Origin of the sequence: Streptomyces scabichelini (genome assembly GCF_011045015.1) — a bacterium.
GTDB lineage: Bacteria > Actinomycetota > Actinomycetes > Streptomycetales > Streptomycetaceae > Streptomyces > Streptomyces scabichelini.
Genome location: NZ_JAAKZY010000081.1, coordinates 1 through 21907 on the forward strand (window position 1 = coordinate 1; position 21907 = coordinate 21907).

The 21907-nt window shown below is 70.6% G+C and carries 16 protein-coding genes and 1 tRNA gene; 14 read left to right on the forward strand and 3 right to left on the reverse strand.

Features of this window, described 5'->3' with window-relative positions:
• Window positions 1-141: 141 nt before the first annotated feature.
• From G5C60_RS53240 to G5C60_RS24545, 3 genes are read left to right on the forward strand one after another with little or no spacing between them, the layout of a single operon-like run.
• On the forward strand, window positions 142-405 hold the full coding sequence (locus G5C60_RS53240) for a DUF4244 domain-containing protein (RefSeq protein ID WP_420907405.1): 264 nt from the start codon (window positions 142-144) through the stop codon (window positions 403-405).
• The gene (locus G5C60_RS24540) at window positions 392-802 is read left to right on the forward strand and encodes a TadE family type IV pilus minor pilin (RefSeq protein ID WP_165262895.1); all 411 of its coding nucleotides are present in this window, start codon (window positions 392-394) and stop codon (window positions 800-802) included. Before G5C60_RS53240 ends, G5C60_RS24540 begins: the two co-directional genes overlap by 14 nt.
• Window positions 799-1218 carry an Rv3654c family TadE-like protein gene (locus G5C60_RS24545; protein ID WP_165262897.1) on the forward strand — a complete coding sequence of 140 codons (420 nt, stop codon included), beginning with the start codon at window positions 799-801 and terminating at the stop codon, window positions 1216-1218. The genes G5C60_RS24540 and G5C60_RS24545 overlap by 4 nt, the downstream gene beginning before the upstream one ends.
• Window positions 1219-1554: 336 nt before the next feature.
• Here G5C60_RS24545 and G5C60_RS24550 read toward each other — a convergent pair whose 3' ends face one another.
• Complete coding sequence (locus tag G5C60_RS24550; protein WP_165262899.1) at window positions 1555-4062, reverse strand: DEAD/DEAH box helicase; 2508 nt, start codon at window positions 4060-4062, stop codon at window positions 1555-1557.
• Between the two features lie 80 nt (window positions 4063-4142).
• Here G5C60_RS24550 and bldG point away from each other — a divergent pair, with 80 nt between their 5' ends.
• The 11 genes from bldG (at window position 4143) to G5C60_RS24605 (ending at window position 20593) form a co-directional block, all read left to right on the forward strand.
• A complete protein-coding gene (gene bldG, locus G5C60_RS24555; protein ID WP_003975386.1) occupies window positions 4143-4484 on the forward strand; it encodes an anti-sigma factor antagonist BldG in 342 nt (113 codons plus the stop codon).
• Between the two features lie 143 nt (window positions 4485-4627).
• Window positions 4628-5071: an ATP-binding protein gene (locus tag G5C60_RS24560; protein ID WP_165262901.1), complete on the forward strand. Its 444-nt coding sequence runs from the start codon at window positions 4628-4630 to the stop codon at window positions 5069-5071.
• 345 nt (window positions 5072-5416) lie between these two features.
• Window positions 5417-7822: a sodium-translocating pyrophosphatase gene (locus tag G5C60_RS24565; RefSeq protein WP_165262903.1), complete on the forward strand. Its 2406-nt coding sequence runs from the start codon at window positions 5417-5419 to the stop codon at window positions 7820-7822.
• A gap of 218 nt (window positions 7823-8040) precedes the next feature.
• A complete protein-coding gene (locus G5C60_RS24570; RefSeq protein ID WP_165262905.1) occupies window positions 8041-8631 on the forward strand; it encodes a small secreted protein in 591 nt (196 codons plus the stop codon).
• 120 nt (window positions 8632-8751) lie between these two features.
• Window positions 8752-10269 (forward strand): DUF7059 domain-containing protein, encoded by a 1518-nt coding sequence (locus tag G5C60_RS24575; protein WP_165262906.1) that lies wholly within the window; start codon window positions 8752-8754, stop codon window positions 10267-10269.
• Between the two features lie 209 nt (window positions 10270-10478).
• Complete coding sequence (locus G5C60_RS24580; RefSeq protein WP_165262907.1) at window positions 10479-10676, forward strand: hypothetical protein; 198 nt, start codon at window positions 10479-10481, stop codon at window positions 10674-10676.
• 450 nt (window positions 10677-11126) lie between these two features.
• A complete protein-coding gene (gene topA / locus G5C60_RS24585) occupies window positions 11127-13946 on the forward strand; it encodes a type I DNA topoisomerase (RefSeq protein WP_165262908.1) in 2820 nt (939 codons plus the stop codon).
• A gap of 168 nt (window positions 13947-14114) precedes the next feature.
• Window positions 14115-17312 (forward strand): dTMP kinase, encoded by a 3198-nt coding sequence (gene tmk, locus G5C60_RS24590; protein WP_165262909.1) that lies wholly within the window; start codon window positions 14115-14117, stop codon window positions 17310-17312.
• Between the two features lie 142 nt (window positions 17313-17454).
• Entirely contained in the window at window positions 17455-18660 is a 1206-nt protein-coding gene (locus G5C60_RS24595; protein WP_165262910.1) for a DNA polymerase III subunit delta', read from the forward strand.
• 102 nt (window positions 18661-18762) lie between these two features.
• On the forward strand, window positions 18763-20406 hold the full coding sequence (locus tag G5C60_RS24600; RefSeq protein ID WP_165262911.1) for an alpha/beta hydrolase: 1644 nt from the start codon (window positions 18763-18765) through the stop codon (window positions 20404-20406).
• A gap of 113 nt (window positions 20407-20519) precedes the next feature.
• Window positions 20520-20593: transfer RNA gene (locus G5C60_RS24605), tRNA-Thr, on the forward strand.
• Between the two features lie 201 nt (window positions 20594-20794).
• On the opposite strand, the gene G5C60_RS24610 is transcribed toward G5C60_RS24605, so the two are convergent.
• Both G5C60_RS24610 and G5C60_RS24615 read right to left on the reverse strand, forming a co-directional pair.
• Window positions 20795-21205 (reverse strand): DUF6069 family protein, encoded by a 411-nt coding sequence (locus G5C60_RS24610; protein ID WP_338145914.1) that lies wholly within the window; start codon window positions 21203-21205, stop codon window positions 20795-20797.
• Window positions 21202-21813 (reverse strand): TetR/AcrR family transcriptional regulator, encoded by a 612-nt coding sequence (locus G5C60_RS24615; RefSeq protein ID WP_165262912.1) that lies wholly within the window; start codon window positions 21811-21813, stop codon window positions 21202-21204. Before G5C60_RS24615 ends, G5C60_RS24610 begins: the two co-directional genes overlap by 4 nt.
• Window positions 21814-21907: the final 94 nt, after the last annotated feature.

Consider the following 21907-nt stretch of genomic DNA (forward strand, 5'->3'; position numbering starts at 1 on the left):
GGGTGGTGGATGACGGGCGGGGTCTGGTGAGGGGCGAACGGTGAATGGAACGGTCCGGCGGAGCTGGACGAGTCAGGTGAGTCGGTTGAGTCGGCTGAGCGGATCTAGCGGTCTATCCAGTGGATCTACACGGGGGTTCGAATGAGCAAGGCGATGCAGGTGCGAGTACGGGTGGCGGGCAGGCTGCAGGCCCTGGCGGACAGGGCGTGGGCGGTGCCGGCGGCCTGGGTGGTGAGGAGGACTTCGGCGGCGCGGAGGGATGCCGGAATGGTGACCTCCGAGTACGCGATGGGGCTGATCGCGGCGGTGGGGTTCGCCGCGCTGCTCTACGAGGTGCTGACCAGTGGGCAGGTCAAGGGGGCTCTGCAGGACATCGTGGAGCGGGCACTCAATGGCCAGTTCTGAGGCGGGGGCGGCCCGTCCAGTACGGGGCCGAGGGCTGGGCCCATTCGTGACCGAGGACCGAGGGTTCGTGACAGCGGAGGCGGCTGTGGTGCTGCCGGTGCTGGTCGCGTTCACGATGGCGCTGGTCTGGGCCCTGTTGGCCGCGTCCGCGCAGATCCAGTGCGTGGACGCGGCCCGGGCGGGGGCACGTGCGGCGGCCCGCCAGGACCCGCCGGACACGGTGATGACGGTGGCCCGGCAGGCGGCGCCGAGCGGGGCGCGGGTCACGGTTCAGCGCGAGGGCGACCTGGTGCGCGTGCGGGTTGCGGCGGAGCCGCCCGGCCCCGACGCGCTGGCCCTCGACCTGGAGCACGAGGCCGTGGCCCTGGCCGAGGAGACGGTGGGGGCGGGCGGATGACGAGGAGAGGCGAGCGATGGTGGGGTGCGCGTAGGAGAGCGTTGTCCTCGGACCGGGGCTCGGCGACAGTCTGGGCCGTCGGCGCTATCGCGGTGCTGTGCGTCGTCTTCGGCGTCGTCCTCGCGATGAGCCAGGCGGTGGTGTTCCGCCACCGCGCGGGTGGCGCCGCCGACTTGGCGGCGCTGGCGGCGGCGGACCACTGGATAGAGGGCGGTACGGCAGCCTGCGCCCAGGCAGGCCGGGTGGCGCGGGCCCAGGGCACCCGCATGGTGCGCTGCGCCGTCTACGGCGAGATCTCGGACGTCAGGGTCGCGGCGGGGCGCGGGCCGTTCACCGCCGAGGTCAGGTCTCGGGCAGGGCCGGCGGGGCCGGTGCCTCCGACGGGGTCTGAGGGGGTGTTGGCCCCGGCGGGATGAGGGTGCAATGGCTCCGTCTCGCCTCTCGGGCGAAGCGGTCGAGCCGGCAGAGGGAGTGACCCGCTGGAGAGGGCCGGTCTCGCACTGGTGGTGGGCCGGGCTCGTACTGGCGGGGGCCGGTCTCGCACCGGTGGTGGACCGGCCTCGCACTCGACGGTGGGCCGGTCTCCCACGGGAGCGTGAGGGGCTGACGTCACCGCCGCGTGTGAGCGGCCGACGTCGCACCGAGGGAAGGGCTGAGCCCCGCGCCGGAGGTGACACCATAGCCGCCCGGCCTCCCGGCCTCGTGCCGACCCCGGTACCCCGGCGCCCGAGCCGGCGGCGGAAGCCGGCGTCCTACTCCTCCGCCCCCTCGCCACCAGCACCCGCTCCCGAGGGGACCCCGGGCTCACGCCCCTCCGGCGCCCCCCGCAGCAGAACCGTCAGCAACCGCACAGCCCCCCGCTTGTGCAGTGGGTCGTTGCCGTTGCCGCACTTGGGGGACTGGATGCAGGACGGGCAGCCGGCTTCGCATTCGCAGGAGGCGATGGCCTGACGGGTGGCGGTGAGCCACTCGCGGGCCGTGTGGAAGGCGCGTTCGGCGAAGCCCGCGCCGCCGGGGTGTCCGTCGTACACGAAGACCGTCGGGAGGAGGGTGTCCGGGTGCAGGGGGATCGAGACGCCGCCGATGTCCCAGCGGTCGCAGGTGGCGAACAGCGGCAGCATGCCGATCGACGCGTGCTCGGCGGCGTGCAGGGCGCCGCCGAGGATCTCCGGGTTCACGCGGGCGGCGTCGAGCTGGTCCTCGGTGACCGTCCACCAGACGGCGCGTGTGCGGAGCGTACGAGGAGGGAGGTCGAGTTTCGTCTCGCCGAGCACTTCGCCGGTGATGACACGACGACGCAGGAAGGAGACGACTTGGTTGGTGACTTCGACGGAGCCGTAGCACAACCGGCCCTCGCCCCAGGGGACTTCGACGTCCGTTTCCAGGACGGAGATGGCCGTGGTGTCGCGGGCGACCGTCGAATACGGCGGGTTGGCCTCTTCGACCAGGGCGACGGAGTCCTCGAGGTCCAGTTCCCTCACCAGGTACGTACGGCCCTGGTGCAGGTGGACCGCCCCGTCGTGGACGCTGGTGTGCGCGGCGCCGGCGTCGACCGTGCCCAGCAGCCGTCCCGAACCGGCCTCGACGACCTGCACCGGACTGCCGCCCCCGCCGCGGATGTCCGTGAGGTCGGCGGCCCGCTCCCGGCGCGTCCAGTGCCACGCCTTCGTACGGCGACGCAGCAGCTTCGCGGCCTCCAGCTGTGGAAGCAGATCGGCGGTAGCCGGGCCGAACAGCGGCAAGTCCTCGTCCGTCAAAGGCAGTTCGGCTGCCGCGGCGCACAAGTGGGGCGCGAGGACGTACGGGTTGTCGGGATCGAGGACGGTGGACTCCACCGGCTGGTCGAACAGGGCCTCCGGGTGGTGGACGAGGAACGTGTCCAGTGGGTCGTCACGGGCCACCAGGACCGCGAGGGCGCCCTGCCCGGAGCGTCCCGCACGGCCCGCCTGCTGCCACAGCGAGGCCCTCGTACCCGGGTAGCCCGCGATGATGACGGCGTCCAACCCGGATACGTCGATGCCGAGTTCGAGGGCGGTGGTGGCGGCGAGGCCGAGGAGTTCGCCCGAGTGGAGGGCCTGTTCGAGGGCGCGGCGTTCCTCGGGGAGATAGCCGCCGCGGTACGCGGCCACGCGCCGGGCCAGGGAGCGGTCGACCTCGGCGAGCCGTTCCTGGGCGATCACCGAGATCAGTTCGGCGCCCCGGCGGGAGCGTACGAACGCGACTGAGCGGACGCCCTGCACGGTCAGGTCGGTGAGGAGGTCCGCGGTCTCGGCGGTGGCGGTACGGCGGACCGGGGCGCCCTTCTCGCCGTGGAGTTCGGTGAGGGGCGGCTCCCAGAGAGCGAACACCAGTTCGCCGCGCGGTGAGGCGTCGTCCGCGACCTCGACGACAGGGAGGCCGGTCAGACGGCGAGCGGCCACCGACGGCTCGGCGGCGGTCGCGGAGGCCAGCAGGAAGACGGGTGACGAGCCGTACCGCGCGCACAGGCGGCGTAGCCGGCGCAGCACCTGGGCGACATGCGAGCCGAAGACGCCGCGGTAGGTGTGGCACTCGTCGATGACGACGTAGCGCAGAGCGCGCAGGAAGGAGGACCAGCGGGGGTGTGAGGGCAATATCCCGCGGTGCAGCATGTCGGGGTTGGTCAGGACGTAGTTGGCGTACTGGCGTACCCACTCGCGTTCCTCGACGGGTGTGTCCCCGTCGTAGACGGCGGGGCGCACCGCGTTGCCCAGAGGATGTGAAATTTCCTTCACGGATCGGCACTGGTCCGCCGCGAGCGCCTTGGTCGGGGCGAGGTAGAGGGCGGTCGCGCCACGGCCGTTCGGGGCTTCGGATCCGTCGAGCAGACACGACAACACCGGTGCCAGATACGCCAGCGACTTGCCCGAGGCCGTGCCTGTGGCGACGATCACGGAGTCGCCGTCCAGGGCGTGCTCGGCGGCTTGTGCCTGATGGGCCCAGGGGTGCTCGATGCCCGCGGCCTGCACCGCGGCGATGACCTCGGAGCGGATCCGGTCGGGCCAGACGGCATGGCGGCCCTCGCGCGGGGGCAAGTGCTCCGTATGAGTGATGCGCGAAGCCCGGCTCGGCCCCGAGGCGAGCCGGTCCAGGACCGCGCCCGGATCGGGGCGGGAAGCAGTGTCCGTCGAGGGTCGATCGGATCGGGGATTCTTGGCCATCGGCATCGAGTGTGTCACTGGCGTGACGGACAATGGGCCTAAGGCGTCGTGCGCGCCTGCCGGTAAGTGATTGAATGCCATCGCGGCTGGCGAACAGTCCCGGGGGCTCTGAAGAGGTGTCCCGAGGGGCGACCGCTCGATAGCAAGGTGCTGGAGGATCCGTGGACCTGTCCCTGTCGACACGTACCGTCGGCGATCGTACGGTCGTCGAAGTCGGTGGCGAAATCGATGTATATACCGCGCCCAAGCTGCGCGAGCAGCTGGTCGAGCTGGTGAACGACGGCAGTTTTCACCTTGTCGTCGACATGGAGGGCGTGGACTTCCTCGACTCCACCGGACTCGGCGTGCTGGTAGGCGGCCTGAAGCGGGTGCGCGCCCACGAGGGCTCGCTGCGACTGGTCTGCAACCAGGAGCGCATTCTGAAGATCTTCCGCATCACCGGCCTCACCAAGGTGTTCCCGATTCACACCTCGGTCGAGGAAGCGGTAGCGGCCACCGACTGAGCGGTCCTCGGTCATGACCGAGCGGCCCTTGGCCGAAGGCCGGTTCCGGGCCCTGTGTCCGGGACGGAAGAAGTCAACGAGGGGGGTTCGGGCCTCGGCGGCCCGGCCCCCTGACAGCACGCCCGAAGTTCCGAGGGGGATGCATGGCCACCGTTGAACTCCGCTTCAGCGCGCTGCCCGAGCACGTCAGGACCGCCCGACTGGTGGCGGCAGCGGTGGCGCGCAGGGCCGGAGTGGACGAGGCCGTCCTCGACGAAGTCAGGCTCGCCGTCGGCGAGGCCTGTACGCGTGCCGTCGGTCTGCACCAGAGCGGCGGCATCTCGGCGCCGGTTCGGGTGCTGCTGATCGAGGAGGAGAAGCAGTTCTCCATCGAGGTCGGCGACGAGGCGCCGCGTACGGTTCCCGGCGAAAAAGTGCCGGGTGCCGACGGCGGAGCCGGCGAGTCGGACGTTGAGACCGAGGAGGACGAGATGGGCCTCGCGGTCATCAGCGGCCTCGTCGACGACGTGGAGGTCACCGCCGGTGAGAACGGCGGACTGATCAGGATGAGCTGGCCCACCACGCCGCCGGCCACGCTCATCTCCTGACCCCCTCGCTCACATAGTTCGGAAAGGGCCCTGCTCAGCAGGGCCCTTTCTCGTGCCCGCGCGATGCCCAGTCGATGCTCTGACGGTGCGCGCACAATGCTCGCGCGTTATCGTGAATGAATTCACGATCAGCCTTATGATCGGCTTTACCGCCCGTCGCGCGTCAACGGATCAAGCGTCAATGCTTTTGGGGCATTACCACTTTCGGGTTCCATGATGGTCCGTGGATCATTTACTGAAGAGCACGTGAAGGCCGATTCCGCTTACCGCGCACTGTTTTGATCAGGTTCCGGTACCTACAATCCGTCCACATCTTGAGCTCAGCCCAAGCGTCAAGGAGGACGAATGGCGGGGCTTTCTACCCCTCATCAGTTTGACCAGCCCACAACTCTCGCGGCCGCGGTTCTGACCGACGACAACCGCCTCATCGTGATCTTCATCGCGGTCGTCGCCCTGGCGGCTCTGGTGGTCGCGGGGATCCTGGTACGCCAGGTGCTCGCGGCCGGCGAGGGCACCGACAGCATGAAGAAGATCGCGATGGCGATCCAGGAGGGTGCGAATGCCTACCTGGGGCGGCAGATGCGCACGCTCGCGGTATTCGCCGTCGTGGTGTTCTTCCTGCTCATGCTGCTGCCCGCGGACGACTGGAATCAGCGCGCCGGCCGATCGGTCTTCTTCTTGATCGGCGCGGCGTTCTCGGCGGCCACCGGCTATATCGGCATGTGGCTCGCCGTACGAAGTAATGTCCGCGTGGCCGCCGCGGCACGGGAAGCGACTCCGGCGGAGGGTGAGCCCGAAAAGGATCTCACCGCCGTCTCGCACAAAGCCATGAAGATCGCTTTCCGCACGGGCGGCGTCGTCGGCATGTTCACGGTGGGGCTCGGTCTGCTGGGCGCCTCCTGTGTGGTGCTCGTCTACGCGGCCGACGCGCCGAAGGTCCTGGAGGGCTTCGGTCTCGGCGCCGCGCTGATCGCCATGTTCATGCGTGTCGGCGGCGGCATCTTCACCAAGGCCGCCGACGTCGGCGCCGACCTGGTCGGCAAGGTCGAGCAGGGCATTCCGGAGGACGACCCGCGCAATGCCGCGACCATCGCCGACAACGTGGGCGACAACGTCGGCGACTGCGCCGGCATGGCCGCCGACCTCTTCGAGTCGTACGCCGTCACGCTCGTCGCAGCGCTGATCCTGGGCAGCGCCGCGTTCGGCGACTACGGGCTCGGCTTCCCGCTGATCGTGCCCGCGATCGGCGTGATCACGGCGATGATCGGCATCTTCGCGGTGGCCCCGCGCCGGGCCGACCGAAGCGGCATGAGCGCCATCAACCGCGGCTTCTTCATCTCCGCGGTGATCTCGCTCGCGCTGGTGGCCGTGGCCGTCTTCGTCTACCTCCCGTCCTCGTACGCGGACCTGGACGGCGTCACGGACCCGGACATCATCGGCAAGGGCGGCGACCCGCGGATCCTCGCGCTCGTCGCGGTCGCCATCGGCATCGTGATGGCCGCGCTGATCCAGCAGCTGACCGGCTACTTCACCGAGACCACCCGGCGTCCCGTACGGGACATCGGCAAGAGCTCGCTCACCGGAGCGGCCACCGTCGTCCTCGCCGGTATCTCCATCGGTCTCGAATCGGCCGTCTACACCGCTCTGCTGATCGGCCTCGGCGTGTACGGCGCCTTCCTGCTCGGCGGTACGTCGATCATGCTGGCGCTCTTCGCGGTGGCACTGGCCGGTACCGGTCTGCTCACCACGGTCGGCGTGATCGTCGCCATGGACACCTTCGGGCCGGTCTCCGACAACGCGCAGGGCATCGCCGAGATGTCCGGTGACGTCACGGGCGCGGGCGCGCAGGTGCTCACCGACCTGGACGCCGTGGGCAACACCACCAAGGCCATCACCAAGGGCATCGCCATCGCCACCGCCGTCCTGGCGGCGGCGGCGCTCTTCGGCTCGTACCGCGACGCGATCCTCACGGCCGCGACCGACGTGGGCGAGACGGTCTCCGGCGAGGACGCGCCGCTGAACCTGATGATGGACATCTCACAGCCCAACAACCTGGTCGGGCTCATCGCGGGCGCCGCGGTCGTCTTCCTCTTCTCGGGGCTGGCGATCAACGCGGTCTCGCGGTCCGCCGGGGCCGTGGTCTACGAGGTGCGGCGGCAGTTCCGCGAGCACCCCGGGATCATGGACTACAGCGAGAAACCCGAGTACGGGCGCGTCGTCGACATCTGCACCAAGGACGCGCTGCGCGAACTGGCCACCCCAGGCTTGCTCGCCGTACTGACGCCGATCGCGATCGGCTTCACCCTCGGAGTCGGCGCGCTCGGCTCGTTCCTCGCAGGCGCCATCGGCACCGGCACGCTGATGGCCGTCTTCCTCGCCAACTCCGGCGGCGCGTGGGACAACGCGAAGAAACTCGTCGAGGACGGCCACCACGGCGGCAAGGGCAGCGAGGCCCATGCCGCGACGGTGATCGGCGACACGGTCGGCGACCCCTTCAAGGACACCGCGGGACCCGCGATCAACCCCCTGCTGAAGGTGATGAACCTGGTGGCGCTGCTCATCGCGCCCGCGGTAGTCAAATTCAGCTACGGCGACGACGCGAGCGTGGGGATGCGGATTCTCATCGCGGTGCTCTCGCTCACCGTCATCGTCGGCGCGGTGTACGTGTCCAAGCGGCGCGGGATCGCCGTGGGTGACGAAGACAACTCCGAACAGGTCGCCAAGTCCGCGGATCCAGCGGTGGTTTCGTAGGCGGCTGCTTCAAGGCCTGGCCTTAACGGCTGGTCAGGTTCCGCTCAACGGGCGGGCGGATGGCGCGTATTGACGTGCTGTCCGTCCGCTCTTGCCGTGTTCACGCCGGGTTCGTGAGCCTTCTCTCGCTTGGTGCAAATGGCTACAATAATGGACCAATCGGACGTTCGTCACGCGGGTGTCGCCCACTTGGCGTGTATGTTCCGGGGCCGAGAGCCATGGAAGGGACCAATCCGGTGAACAAGAAGCTCGCGGCCGCACTGTCCGGCGGTGCGGTACTGGTACTGGCGCTGTCGGGATGTGGCGGCGACGACAGCAGCGACAAGCTGAATTCCTGGGCGAAGCAGGTCTGTGACGCGGTACAGCCGCAGGCGAAGAAGATCGAGGCCGCCAACACCGCGATCCAGAAGCAGACCTCGGACAACAGCACGCCGGCGGACGTCCAGAAGACCGACTCCCAGGCCTTCCAGGACATGTCCGACGCCTACAAGGCGATCGGTACCGCCGTGAACAAGGCCGGGGCGCCGGACGTCGACGACGGCGAGAAGAAGCAGGCCGACGCCGTCAAGGAGCTCAACGGCATCTCCTCGTCGTACGCCGGCCTCAAGAAGCAGGTCGACGCTCTCGACACCAAGGACCAGGGGAAGTTCGCGGACGGGCTCAAGGACATCGCCACCGAGCTGGACAAGCTGAGCCAGAGCGGCAACGTCGCCCTCAACAAGCTGCAGGAGGGCGAGGTGGGCAAGGCGATGGCCAAGCAGGAGAGCTGCAAGTCCGCCTCCGGGTCACCGTCGGCGACCAACGGCTGACCTCAGGGAGACCGATCGTTCGTCAACCGAAAGAGGGCCCGGTACGCGCGCGTGCCGGGCCCTCGGCATGTTGTCCACAGGGGCGCGCGCCCCGTCGGCGCGAGCGGACACAATGGGGGCGTGAGTAACACCAGCCTGGCACCGCTGCCCTCGTCCGACCGTTCCGACGTCACCGCGCGGCTGCGGGACGCCCTCCTGGGGGCCTCCTTCAGCGCCGACGGCCTGCTCGATCTGCTGGGTGCCTCCGCGTACGCGGCGCTGGCCCGGAGCGAGACCGTGCCCGCCCTCCGGGCCACCCGGGGCGACACGCCGCTGGAGACGCTCGTACGGCTGTTCCTGTTGCAGCAGCCCGTGCCGCACGCGCGCGTGGCGGACGTACTGCCGGTTCAGGACTGCCTGGAGGGCGGCTGGCTGACCCGGACCGGCGGTGACGAGGTCGCGGCGGCGGTCGACGTCCGGCCGTACGGCGGACCCGGTGGCGAGGACTGGTTCATCGTGTCGGACCTGGGCTGCGCCGTCGGCGGAGCCGGAGGCATCGGCAACCGTGACGAACGTGTCGTACTCGGTGTGGGCGGCGCGTCCACGACCCTGGCGGGCATCACGGTGCGTACGCCCGTCGCGTCGGCGCTCGATCTCGGCACCGGCTCCGGAATCCAGGCGCTGCATGCCGCACAGCACGCCACGCGCGTGACCGCGACCGACCTCAACCCGCGCGCGCTGCACATCACCGCGCTCACGCTCGCCCTGTCCGGCGCCCCGGCGGCCGATCTGCGCGAGGGCTCGCTGTTCGAGCCGGTGGCCGAGGAGACGTACGACCTGATCGTCTCGAACCCGCCCTTCGTCATCTCTCCCGGTGCCCGGCTCACCTACCGCGACGGCGGGATGGGCGGGGACGATCTGTGCCGCACGCTCGTCCAGGCAGCGGGCGACCGCCTGAACGAAGGGGGGTATGCGCAGTTCCTCGCGAACTGGCAGCACGTGGAGGGCGAGGACTGGCAGGACCGGCTGCGGTCCTGGGTGCCGCGCGACTGCGACGCGTGGATCGTGCAGCGCGAAGTGCAGGACGTCATGCAGTACACCGAGCTGTGGCTGCGGGACGCGGGCGACCACCGTTCGGATCCGGTCGAGTACCAGGCTCGGTACGACGTATGGCTCGACGAGTTCGAGGCACGGAAGGTCAGGTCCGTCGGCTTCGGGTGGATCACCCTGCGGAAGTCGGGAGCCGCACAGCCCTCGGTCGTCGTGGAGGAGTGGCCGCATCCCGTCGAACAGCCGCTCGGCGAGACCGTGCGCGCGCACTTCGACCGCGTGGACTATCTGCGCGCGCACGACGACGCGGCCCTGCTCGCCGGGCACTTCAAGCTCGCGGACGAGATCGTGCAGGAGCAGGTCGGGCTGCCCGGCGCCGAGGACCCGGAGCATGTCGTGCTCCGCCAGAACCGCGGAATGCGGCGGGCCACGAGGGTGGACACGGTCGGCGCGGGCTTCGCCGGTGTGTGCGACGGCACACTGAGCGCGGGGCGCATTCTGGACGCCATCGCCCAGCTGGTCGGCGAGGACCCGGTCATGCTGCGGGACCGTACGCCCGCGCAGATCCGGCTGCTGATCGAACAGGGGTTCCTCGAGCCTGCCGGGTGACGTGGGGCCGACACGGGTGACGCGAACGTGAAGCCGCCACGGTTGGCGTGAAATCGTTGCGGCCACATATTCGAGCCGGGTCGGCGGGGCGGTGTGCAGCGTGAGCCGCACAGCTCTGTCCTCCCGGCGTTCACCGTGGGTTGGTGTGCTCGATTCCCAGAGGTGTCAGCCTCCCGTCCTTGGGCACCCAAGGGCGAAGGGAATGAACCATGGAGAACGGACCGGCGGTCTTCGCGGGATCGGTGTTCGCCCTGTTCGGAGGCGGACTGCTGGTGTGGACCGCGGCCCGGCTGCGGCATCGCGAGCCCGTCGCCGAAGGGGTGAGCCAAGCCGCGTCGGCGATGGTCGCGAGCTTCGCCGGGGCGGCCGCGCTGCTCCTCGCGGTGTGGTGCTTCACGCGCATCTGAGGAGCGCGGGCTGCGGCGCGACTCCCGTCCTGAAGGGTCCCTGGAGCCATGGCCTCCGGTGTGACTTCCGTCCCCGGGACATCGGCCTCCGGCCATGGGACCGCGAGCCTCGGGTCTCCGCAGTGGCGGCCTCCGGCGCTCCGGGGTGTTGGCCTCCGGCGGACCGGAGTTGTCGCTACCGACAGGCCCGGGGCGAGATCTCCAGGGGTCGCGATCTCGTCGTTCCGGTAACTGAGAGGTCACACTCCGGATAGAGCAGAAATGGCAGGTCGGCACTCCGGGCGGCAGGAATGCCGGGAGTCGGGTTACCGTTCGAGTGGCCGTTGCGGGCTTTTCCCGTTTGACACGGGGGCGGGATGTACCGTCACACTCCGCAGCGTCAGCACGACCCGACCCCCGGGACCAGCGTCCGGGGCAGACCCCCTGCGTCGACCGGAGAGAAGAGCGAAGTTGTCCCCGACCAGCGAGACCGCACACGGCGGCCGCCGACTCGTCATCGTCGAGTCGCCTGCCAAGGCGAAGACGATCAAGGGCTACCTCGGCCCTGGCTACGTCGTCGAAGCGAGCGTCGGGCACATCCGCGACCTCCCCAACGGCGCCGCGGAGGTGCCCGAGAAGTACACCGGCGAGGTGCGCCGCCTCGGCGTGGACGTCGAACACGACTTCCAGCCCATCTATGTGGTCAACGCCGACAAGAGGGCGCAGGTCAAGAAGCTCAAGGACCTGCTGAAGGATTCCGACGAGCTCTTCCTCGCCACCGATGAGGACCGCGAGGGCGAGGCCATCGCCTGGCACCTCCAGGAGGTGCTCAAGCCCAAGGTCCCGGTCAAGCGGATGGTCTTCCACGAGATCACCAAGGCCGCGATCCAGGCCGCCGTCGCCAACCCGCGCGAGCTCAACCAGAAGCTCGTCGACGCCCAGGAGACCCGCCGCATCCTCGACCGCCTCTACGGCTACGAGGTCTCGCCGGTCCTGTGGAAGAAGGTCATGCCGCGCCTGTCGGCAGGCCGTGTCCAGTCCGTGGCGACCCGCATGGTCGTCGAGCGGGAGCGGGAGCGCATCGCGTTCCGTTCCGCCGAGTACTGGGACCTGACGGGCACCTTCGGCACGGGCCGCGTCGGCGACAAGAGCGACCCGTCCTCCCTCGTCGCACGCCTGACGACGGTCGACGGCAGGCGCGTCGCCCAGGGCCGCGACTTCGACTCGCTCGGGCAGCTGAAGAGCGCCAACACGCTCCACCTGGACGAGGCGAACGCTCGCGCGCTCGCCGCCGCCCTGGAGAACACGGACTTCTCCGTACGGTCCGTCGAGTCGAAACCGTATCGTCGCTCGCCGTACGCGCCGTTCCGTACGACGACGCTCCAGCAGGAGGCCTCGCGCAAGCTCGGCTTCGGCGCGAAGGCCACGATGCAGGTGGCGCAGAAGCTGTACGAGAACGGCTTCATCACCTACATGCGTACGGACTCCACGACCCTGTCGGACACCGCGGTCGCCGCGGCCCGCGCGCAGGTCACGCAGCTGTACGGCGCCGACTACCTGCCGGAGAGGCCGCGCACGTACGCCGGGAAGGTCAAGAACGCGCAGGAGGCGCACGAGGCGATCCGCCCCTCCGGGGACCGTTTCCGCACGCCCGCCGAGACCGGCCTGACCGGCGACCAGTTCAAGCTGTACGAGCTGATCTGGAAGCGGACCGTCGCCTCCCAGATGAAGGACGCGACCGGGAACTCGGTCACGGTGAAGATCGGTGGCCGCGCCGCGGACGGCCGGGACGCCGAGTTCAGCGCGTCCGGCAAGACCATCACCTTCCACGGCTTCCTGAAGGCGTACGTCGAGGGCGCGGACGACCCGAACGCCGAGCTGGACGACCGCGAGCGCCGGCTCCCGCAGGTCAACGAGGGCGACCCACTGTCCGCCGACGAGATCTCGGTCGACGGCCACGCCACCAAGCCCCCGGCCCGCTACACCGAGGCCAGCCTGGTCAAGGAGCTCGAAGAGCGCGAGATCGGGCGACCGTCGACGTACGCGTCGATCATCGGGACCATCCTCGACCGCGGCTATGTCTTCAAGAAGGGCACGGCCCTGGTGCCGTCCTTCCTGTCCTTCGCCGTGGTCAACCTTCTGGAGAAGCACTTCGGACGGCTCGTCGACTACAGCTTCACGGCCAAGATGGAGGACGACCTCGACCGCATCGCGCGGGGCGAGGCGCGGGCCGTGCCGTGGCTGAAGCGCTTCTACTTCGGCATGGGCGCCGATGGCGTTCCCGGTGCCGCGGACGCCGGGAACGGCGACGGGGACCACCTGGGCGGTCTCAAGGAGCTCGTCACCGACCTGGGCGCGATCGACGCCCGCGAGGTGTCGTCGTTCCCGGTGGGCAACGACATCGTCCTGCGCGTCGGGCGCTACGGCCCGTACGTCGAGCGCGGCGAGAAGGACTCCGAGAACCACCAGCGCGCGGATGTGCCGGAGGATCTCGCCCCGGACGAGCTGAGCGTCGAGTACGCGGAGGAGCTGCTCGCCAAGCCGAGCGGCGACTTCGAGCTGGGGGCCGACCCGGCCACGGGGCACCAGATCATCGCCAGGGACGGCCGTTACGGGCCGTACGTCACCGAGGTGCTCCCCGAGGGCACCCCGAAGACCGGCAAGAACGCCGTCAAGCCGCGTACGGCCTCCCTCTTCAAGTCGATGTCCCTGGACACGGTGACCCTGGACGACGCGCTCAAGCTGATGTCGCTGCCGCGCGTCGTCGGCAAGGACGCCGAGGGCGTGGAGATCACCGCGCAGAACGGGCGCTACGGGCCGTACCTGAAGAAGGGCACGGACTCGCGCTCGCTGCAGTCCGAGGACCAGCTCTTCACGATCACGCTGGAAGAGGCCCTCGCGATCTACGCCCAGCCCAAGCAGCGTGGGCGCGCAGCCGCCAAGCCGCCGCTCAAGGAGCTGGGCACGGACCCGGTCAGCGAGAAGCCGGTCGTCGTCAAGGACGGGCGCTTCGGGCCGTACGTCACCGACGGCGAGACCAACGCGACCCTGCGGTCCGGCGACAGCGTCGAGGAGATCACTCCGGAGCGCGGTTACGAACTGCTCGCGGAGAAGCGGGCGAAGGCGCCCGCCAAGAAGACGACGAAGAAGGCCGCCGCCAAGAAAACGGCCACCAAGAAGGCCCCTGCCAAGAAAACGGCAGCCAAGAAGACGGCGACTTCGAAGACGGCCGCCAAGAAGGCGCCTGCCAAGAAGGCAGCCACGAAGAAGGCGGCGGCTTCGGAGGGCTGAGCTTGGGAGGGCTGAGCCTCGGAGGTCTGGCCTTCGCAGGTCGGACCTTCGCAGGTCTGACCTTCGGAGTGGCCGTCCGGCACGGAGGGAAAGCGCCTGCGGAGGCTCCGCGTCCGGATGTATCGGCCGCCCCTTCGGCGTGTCAGAGCCTCCCGATAGGCTGAAGACATGACGCGAGCGGAGCAGCCAACGGCCCACACCCCGGCCCCAGACGACGCCCTGGTCGCAGATTCACGTGAGCGCGCCGTCCGGGCGCTGCTCCGCGTACCGCAGTTGCGGCGGCTCTGGAGCGCCCAGCTCGTGGGAAGTACCGGTGACGCCCTCGCACTGCTCGTCCTGGTCGTGCTGGCGCTCCAGGCGGCGGTCGCGGAAGGCTCCTTCGGGGGCAACTACCGCGGAGTGGCCTTCGCGGTCTCCGCGGTCTTCGGGGCACGGATACTCGCGACGCTGCTCTTCGGGGCCGTACTCCTCGGACCGCTGACCTCCCTGACCTCCCCGGAGGGGCCCCTCGACCGCCGCTGGACCATGGTCGGCGCGGACGGAGTTCGGGCCGCGCTGCTGATCATCGCGCCCCTGTGGATCGACTGGACGCCCGACGACGCCCTGGCCGTGATCCTGGTGACCGCGTTCGTGACCGGGGTCGCCGAGCGCTTCTGGACGGTGTGCCGGGAGAGTGCGGCGCCCGCGCTGCTGCCCGCGCCGCCCTTGGAGGGCGCTGCGATACGGCCGCTGCCGGACCACACGGAGACGCTGCGGCGCCTGTCGCTGCGTACGGGATTCGTCGCAGTGCCCCTCGCGGGCGCCGGCCTCGTCGTGGCCGGGCTCCTCAACAACCTGCTGGGCGCCGGGATGGCCTGGTTCGACCAGCATCAGGCGGCGCTCGCGTCGTACGTCTCCGCGGGTCTTTTCGCCGCGTCCCTGTCGGTGCTGACCTTCCTCGAGCTGCCCGATGCGCGCACTCCGCGCGCGCGGTCGCCGCTCGAGGGCCTGCGCCGCCCCAAGACGGGCTCCGGCGTCGACAAGGGGCGTACCGGCTCGTTTCCGCTGCTGGTCCTGGCCTGTGGGGCCGTGGCCGGGGCGGTCGCGGCCGCGGTCGCCGTCTCCGTGCTGCACGCCAAGGACCTGGGCGGCGGGCCGGTGACGTACGGGCTGCTGGTGCTGGCCCTGACGGGCGGTGTCGTGATCGGCATCCGCATGGCTCCGAAGGTGCTGCCGCCGCTGTCACGGCGTCGGCTGCTCGCGCTGGCCATCGCCTTCACCGGAGTCGCGCTGCTTGCCGCCGGGCTCGTCCCTGACGTGACCACGGTGATCCTGATCACGGCGCTCGCCGGCATCGGCGCGGGCGTCGCAGCCAACACCGGGCACACGCTGCTCGACCAGGAGGCCGAGGACTTCCGGCGGGCGCGCACGACGGAACATCTGCACGCGGTCGTACGGGTCTACGTCGCCCTGGGGGCACTGGTGGCCCCCGTGCTGGCGGCGGCGATCGGGCCGCACCGGCTGGAGAACGGCAAGTTCGTGTTCGCGCACGGCGGTGCGGCCTTCACGCTGATGCTGGTCGGCGCGCTCCTGCTGCCGGTCGCCGCGCTGGTCCTGGCCAAGGTCGACGACCGGTCCGGGGTACCGCTGCGGCACGACCTGCGGGACGCGCTGCGGGGCGGGGACGATCCGGTGCAGGCGCCTGCCGCGAACGGGTTCTTCATCGCCCTGGAGGGCGGTGACGGGGCCGGGAAGTCGACGCAGGCCGAGGCGCTCGCGGAATGGATCCGGTCCAAGGGGCACGAGGTCGTGCTGACGCGCGAGCCGGGGGCCACGCCCGTGGGGAAGCGGCTGCGGTCGATCCTCCTGGACGTGTCGTCGGCCGGTCTTTCGCACCGGGCGGAGGCGCTGCTGTACGCCGCCGACCGCGCCGAGCACGTGGACACGGTGGTGCGGCCCGCGCTGGAGCGGGGCGCGGTGGTCATCTCGGACCGTTACACGGACTCGTCCGTGGCGTACCAGGGGGCCGGGCGCGATCTGTCCCCCACCGAGATCGCACGGATCTCGCGATGGGCGACCAACGGTCTTGTGCCTCATCTGACCGTGCTGCTCGATGTGTCGCCGGAGGCCGCGCGGGAGCGGTTCACGGAGGCGCCGGACCGGCTGGAGTCGGAGCCCGCCGAGTTCCACGCGCGCGTGCGGTCCGGTTTCCTGACGCTCGCGGCCGCCGACCCCACGCGCTACCTGGTGGTCGACGCCGGTCAGGAGCCCGAGGCCGTCACCACCGTCGTCCGGCATCGGCTCGACATGATGCTGCCGCTCTCCGAGGCCGAGGTGAAGGCCCAGGAGGAGGCCCGCAAGGCGGCCGAGGAGGAGGCGCGGCGGCGCGCCGAGGAAGAAGCCGCCCGCAAGGCCGAGGAGGAGCGCCTTGAGCGCGAGCGGCAGGAGCAGCTCGCCCGGCTGCGCGCGGAGGAAGAGGAACGCAAGCGGCGCGAGCTGGAAGAGGCCCAGCGGCGCGAGCTGGAGCGGCAGGCCGAGGTGGCCAGGCAGCAGGCCGAAGAGGCGCGTCGGCGGGCCGAGGAGGAGCGGGCGCGGCGGCTCGCGGAGGAGCAGGCCCGCGCGGCCGAGCAGGTGCGCCTGCGCAAGCAGGCCGAGGAGGAGGCGCGGCTCCGGGCGGAGGCCGAGGAGCGGCGCCTGGAGAAGCAGCGGAAGGCCGAGGAGGCGTTGCTTCGGGCCGAGGAGGCCCGCAGGGCGGCTGAGGCTTCGGCGGCTGCGGCGTCGGCTGCTGCTCCTGCCGATACGGAGGAGTCCGGTTCCCCGGCGACCGCGCCCGACAACGAGGTCACGGTGCCGACGCCCATAGTGACTCCGACGAACGCGTCCGGCGGGCCGGCGGACGAGACCGCCGTGCTGCGTCCCGTACCGTCCCAAGACGCTCCCGAGGAAGGGCCCGACGCGGAGGAGACGGCCGTGCTGCCGCAACCTCCGGCGCCTGAGGGAGCGGCCGACGAAACGGCGGTGCTGCCTCCGGTGGAGCAGGGCTCCGGCGCGGACGCGGACGAGACGGCGGTACTTCCTCCCGTAAGGGAGGACCAAGCCGTGCGCGACCAGGCCGTACGGGACGACCGTGCGGGCGAGCGGGGGAGCGACCCGGCGGACCGGGTGCCCCCGGGGTACTTCCGCGACGAGCAGTCGGCGCCCGACGGGTCCGACGCCCGCACCCGCGAGCTGCCCCAGGTCGAGGCGGAGGGCGGCTCGCGCCGGCGGACCCGCTCGGACTGGGCCGAGGAGACTCCGCTGGACGATCTTCCGACGCTGGCGGACGAGTTGCTCGGCCCGCGTGAGGACGATGACCGCGACGACGGGCGGGGGCGCCGGGGGCGCTGACGCGCGGCGGGGGCGCCGACGTCAAGCGTGGGCCCTGACGTGAAGCGTGGGCGCTGACGTGAAGGCGTGACGCTGCGTTGTCAGTGGTCTCCCGCACAATGGGACGCGGCAAGGCAGATGTGCGACGGAAGGGCGGCAACCCATGCCCGTTTGGGACGACCTGGTGGGTCAGGAGAAGGTGAGCGAGCAGCTCAGTGCCGCCGCCCGGGACGCCGACGCCCTGGTCACGGCGGTGGCCGCCGACACCCCGCTGCCCGAGGCGTCGAAGATGACGCATGCCTGGCTGTTCACGGGGCCGCCGGGCTCGGGCCGTTCCACCGCGGCGAGGGCCTTCGCGGCGGCGCTCCAGTGCGTGAGCCCCGACCGCGCCCTCGGCGGAGTTCCCGGCTGCGGGTTCTGCGACGGCTGCCACACGAGCCTGGTCGGCACCCACGCCGACGTGCAGATCATCCGCACCGACCTCCTCTCCATCGGCGTCAAGGAGACCCGCGACCTGGTCCGCCGAGCCCAGATGTCCCCGGCCAACGGCCGCTGGCAGGTCATCGTCATGGAGGACGCCGACCGCCTCACGGAGGGCGCGGGCAATGTCATTCTGAAGGCCGTCGAGGAGCCCGCCCCCCGCACGGTCTGGCTCCTGTGCGCGCCCTCCATCGAGGACGTCCTGCCCACGATCCGCTCCCGCTGCCGCCTCCTCACGCTCCGGACGCCTCCCGTGGCCGCGGTCGCCGACATCCTCGTACGCCGTGACGGCATCGAGCCGGAGGTCGCGGCGGTCGCCGCCCGTGCCACCCAGGGCCACATCGGCCGCGCCCGCCGCCTGGCCACGGACGCGGCTGCCCGCGAGCGCCGTGCCGCCGTCCTCAAGCTCCCGCTCCGCGTCGACGACGTCGGCGCCTGCCTCAGGTCGGCCCAGGAGCTGATCGACGCGTCCTCCGAGGACGCCAAGCAGATGGCCGAGGAGACCGACGCCAAGGAGACCGAGGAGCTGAAGAACGCCCTCGGCGCGGCTCAGGGCGGCCGTATGCCGCGCGGCACCGCGGGCGTGATGAAGGAACTGGAGGACAAGCAGAAGCGCCGCAGGACGCGTACGCAGCGCGACAGCCTCGACCTCGCCCTGATAGACCTCACCGCCTTCTACCGTGACGTCCTCGCCCTCCAGTTCGGCACCAGCCTCGCCCTCGCCAACACGGAGATGCAGGACACGCTGGAGCGTCTTGCGCGCGGTACGACCCCCGAAACCACCCTGCGCCGCATAGAAGCGATCGCCGCCTGCCGCGAGGCCCTCGACCGCAATGTGGCGCCGCTGCTGGCGGTGGAGGCGATGACGATGGCGTTGCGGGCGGGGTGAGTGCGGCGGGGACTGCCGTGTGGCGGGTTGACGGCGTCACTCGTACGAGGCGCTGCGGCGACCCTCGGCGATCGAGTCGTCGCACAGGGTTACGCTCATTCGATGCACATCAGGCGCCAGTTCAGACTGATCCGGGACCGGTCAATCCCGGCCAGAATCCCGGTCAGGCCGATCCGTTCCCACCGTTCCCTCCGAGTGTGCGGCTCTCTGCTCGCCGCCGCCGCACTGCTCATCTCCGCCTGCTCCGCGTGGAGTTCGACGAGTTCCGCGAGCCGCGCGGGGGTGCCGGTGCTGGCCGCGCTGCCCAAGGCGACACCGTCGGAGCTCGTTCCGTACTACGGACAGAAGTTGAACTGGCGCAGCTGCGGCGTCCCCGGCTTCCAGTGCGCCACGCTGAAGGCCCCGCTCGACTACGCCAGGCCGGCCTCCGGCGACATCAGACTGGCCGTCGCCCGCAAGAAGGCCACGGGCCCTGGCAAGCGGCTCGGTTCGCTGCTGGTGAACCCGGGGGGTCCGGGCGGCTCGGCGGTCGGCTACCTCCAGTCGTACGCGGGCGTCGGCTATCCGGCGGAGGTCCGCGCCCGCTACGACATGGTCGCCGTCGACCCCCGCGGCGTCGCCCGCAGCGAACCGGTCGAATGCCTCAGCGGCCGGCGGATGGACACGTACACACAGACGGACCTGACCCCCGACAACCGGCGCGAGACCGGTCAACTGGTGGATGCCTTCAAGACGTTCGCGGAGGGCTGCGGGCAGCGCTCGCCCGACGTGCTGCGGCATGTGTCCACGGTCGAGACGGCCCGTGACATGGACGTCCTGCGGTCCGTGCTGGGCGACGAGAAGCTGACGTACGTCGGTGCCTCGTACGGCACGTTCCTGGGTGCGACGTACGCGGGCCTGTACCCGGACCGGGTGGGGCGGCTGGTCCTGGACGGCGCGATGGACCCGTCGCTGCCCGCCCGCCGCCTGAACCAGGACCAGACGGCCGGCTTCGAGACGGCCTTCCGGGCCTTCGCGAAGGACTGCGTACGCCGCTCGGGCTGCCCGTTGGGAGGCAAGGGCACGACACCGGACCGGGCCGGCAAGAACCTCAAGGCCTTCTTCCGGCAGCTCGACGCCGCGCCCATCAAGGCAGGCGACGTGGACGGCCGCAAGCTCGGGGAGGCGCTGGCGACGACCGGCGTCATCACGGCGATGTACGACGAGGCGGCCTGGCCGCGACTGCGCGAGGCCCTGACCGCGGCCATGAAGAACAAGGACGGCGCGGGCCTGCTCACCCTCTCCGACACCTACTACGAGCGCGACGCCGACGGCCGGTACACGAATCTGATGTTCGCGAACGCGGCGGTGAACTGCCTGGACCTGCCCGCCGCCTTCTCCTCCCCGCACGCGGTCGAGCGAGCCCTCCCCTCCTTCGAGAAGTCTTCCTCGGTCTTCGGCGAGGGACTGGCCTGGGCCACCCTGAACTGCGCGTACTGGCCGGTTCATCCGACCGGCGAACCCCACCGCATCGAGGCGAAGGGCGCCGCCCCCATCGTCGTGGTCGGCACCACCCGCGACCCTGCGACTCCGTACGCCTGGGCGCAGTCCCTGGCCGCCCAGCTGTCCTCCGCCACCCTCCTCACCTACGAAGGCGACGGCCACACCGCGTACGGCCGCGGCAGCGCCTGTATCGACTCCACGATCAACCGTTACCTCCTCGCAGGAACCCCTCCCACCAAGGGAAAGCGCTGCTCGGCAACCTGATCGCGAGGCCCACCGGGGGTGCTCCGTACGTGCCCCCAGGGCACGTACGGAGCACCCCCGGAAACTGTGTAGACTTACCGACGTTGCCGATCGCACCATAGTGCGGGCAGCAGGCCGCCTTAGCTCAGATGGCCAGAGCAACGCACTCGTAATGCGTAGGTCTCGGGTTCGAATCCCGAAGGCGGCTCTGTGGAAGCCTCAGGACTCACTCGCCGTGACCTGGGGCTTTTGCTTTTACCGGACGCACCGCAGACCAGCCCCGACCTCGCCTGCGGCTCCGACATCGCCGACATCGGTGACCAGACCGGCGGTGGCCATCACAGCGATCTGGCACGAGGGCCCGCTCCTGCTCATCTAGTGCTGTTCGCGGCGTACTTGGTGCCGGCGGTCACCCCCTGGCAGCACCGGCTCCCGCCCCGGGGGATCTGCCGCCCAGCCCCGGGACCAGCACCACCGCCACCGCCAGGTGCATCAGAGCCAGGGAGATCCGGGTGCCGTCGTCCATGCCGTCGCCGATGAACGGCAGGAAGGACACGGCCAGTACGGCGCCGGCCACCCCGGTCCAGATGGCGCGGGCGCGCCGCGCCCCGAACCGCTCCAGGGCGGCCAGCAGTCCCCAGCCGCAGAGCGACGCGAGCAGTGCGACGACCGCCACGGGCACGGCGCCGATGTCGAGCGTCTGCTCGCCGTCGGCGATCCGTAGCCGGTGCCCCAGCAGGGGGTCCGCGACCAGCCACACCAGGACGGGGGCCAGGACGGCCAGGGCCGTAACCCCCAGGCGCCTTCTCCGCGCGCTCACTTGGCGCGCTCCGAGAGCGCCCCGTGCAGGAAGACCTCCACCAGCTCCTGCGGGGTCAGGTCGGGCTCGTCCTCCGTACGCGGCTGGATGAAGAGCAGCCCGAAGAAGAGGGCCGCGATCTGCTCCGGTGGCCGGCGCAGGGCGGCCTTGTCGGGCTCCAGCAGCTCCGCGAGGGCCGCGCGGATACGGGTCGTCGACTCGTCACGGCCCGCGCCGCGCACCGTGCCGGGGTGCTTGCCGCCGCGATGCCCCAGCGAGCCGATGATCGCGCCCATCCTGGACATGTGCGCCTGCAGCGCCTCGGCCGCCTCCGCGAGCCGGTCGGGCAGCGGCTGGGATACGTCGATCGCGTCGAGTTCGCGGACCGCGTGCTCGGGGGAGAGCGCCTCGGCAATGCAGGCCTGCAACAGCTCGTCCTTGTCGGCGAAGACCCGGAAGATCGTGCCCTCGCCGATGCCCGCGGCGCGGGCGATCTTCGCGGTCGTCACCGCGGCGCCGTACTCGGCGATCAGCGGGATCGCGGTCTGGATGATCATCGCGCGCCGCTCCTCCGGCGACATGCCGGGGGCGCGGCGGCGGGTGGTCTGGTTTTCCTTAGGTGCTGTCATGACCGCGAGAGTACGGAGTGAGGACTCACTCCGTCAATGAGTGAGTCCTCACTCCGATCACTTCCGCCCACTCGGCTGCCGGTCGTGGTGGCAG

What these genes read in the sequence shown, in the direction of transcription:
- G5C60_RS53240 (WP_420907405.1), top strand. Translation starts at nt 142, where the DNA reads ATGAGCAAGGCGATGCAGGTGCGAGTACGGGTGGCGGGCAGGCTGCAG.
- G5C60_RS24540 (WP_165262895.1), top strand. Translation starts at nt 392, where the DNA reads ATGGCCAGTTCTGAGGCGGGGGCGGCCCGTCCAGTACGGGGCCGAGGG.
- G5C60_RS24545 (WP_165262897.1), top strand. Translation starts at nt 799, where the DNA reads ATGACGAGGAGAGGCGAGCGATGGTGGGGTGCGCGTAGGAGAGCGTTG.
- G5C60_RS24550 (WP_165262899.1), bottom strand. Translation starts at nt 4,062, where the DNA reads ATGGCATTCAATCACTTACCGGCAGGCGCGCACGACGCCTTAGGCCCA.
- G5C60_RS24560 (WP_165262901.1), top strand. Translation starts at nt 4,628, where the DNA reads ATGGCCACCGTTGAACTCCGCTTCAGCGCGCTGCCCGAGCACGTCAGG.
- G5C60_RS24565 (WP_165262903.1), top strand. Translation starts at nt 5,417, where the DNA reads ATGGCGGGGCTTTCTACCCCTCATCAGTTTGACCAGCCCACAACTCTC.
- G5C60_RS24570 (WP_165262905.1), top strand. Translation starts at nt 8,041, where the DNA reads ATGGAAGGGACCAATCCGGTGAACAAGAAGCTCGCGGCCGCACTGTCC.
- G5C60_RS24580 (WP_165262907.1), top strand. Translation starts at nt 10,479, where the DNA reads ATGGAGAACGGACCGGCGGTCTTCGCGGGATCGGTGTTCGCCCTGTTC.
- tmk (WP_165262909.1), top strand. Translation starts at nt 14,115, where the DNA reads ATGACGCGAGCGGAGCAGCCAACGGCCCACACCCCGGCCCCAGACGAC.
- G5C60_RS24595 (WP_165262910.1), top strand. Translation starts at nt 17,455, where the DNA reads ATGCCCGTTTGGGACGACCTGGTGGGTCAGGAGAAGGTGAGCGAGCAG.
- G5C60_RS24600 (WP_165262911.1), top strand. Translation starts at nt 18,763, where the DNA reads ATGCACATCAGGCGCCAGTTCAGACTGATCCGGGACCGGTCAATCCCG.
- G5C60_RS24615 (WP_165262912.1), bottom strand. Translation starts at nt 21,813, where the DNA reads ATGACAGCACCTAAGGAAAACCAGACCACCCGCCGCCGCGCCCCCGGC.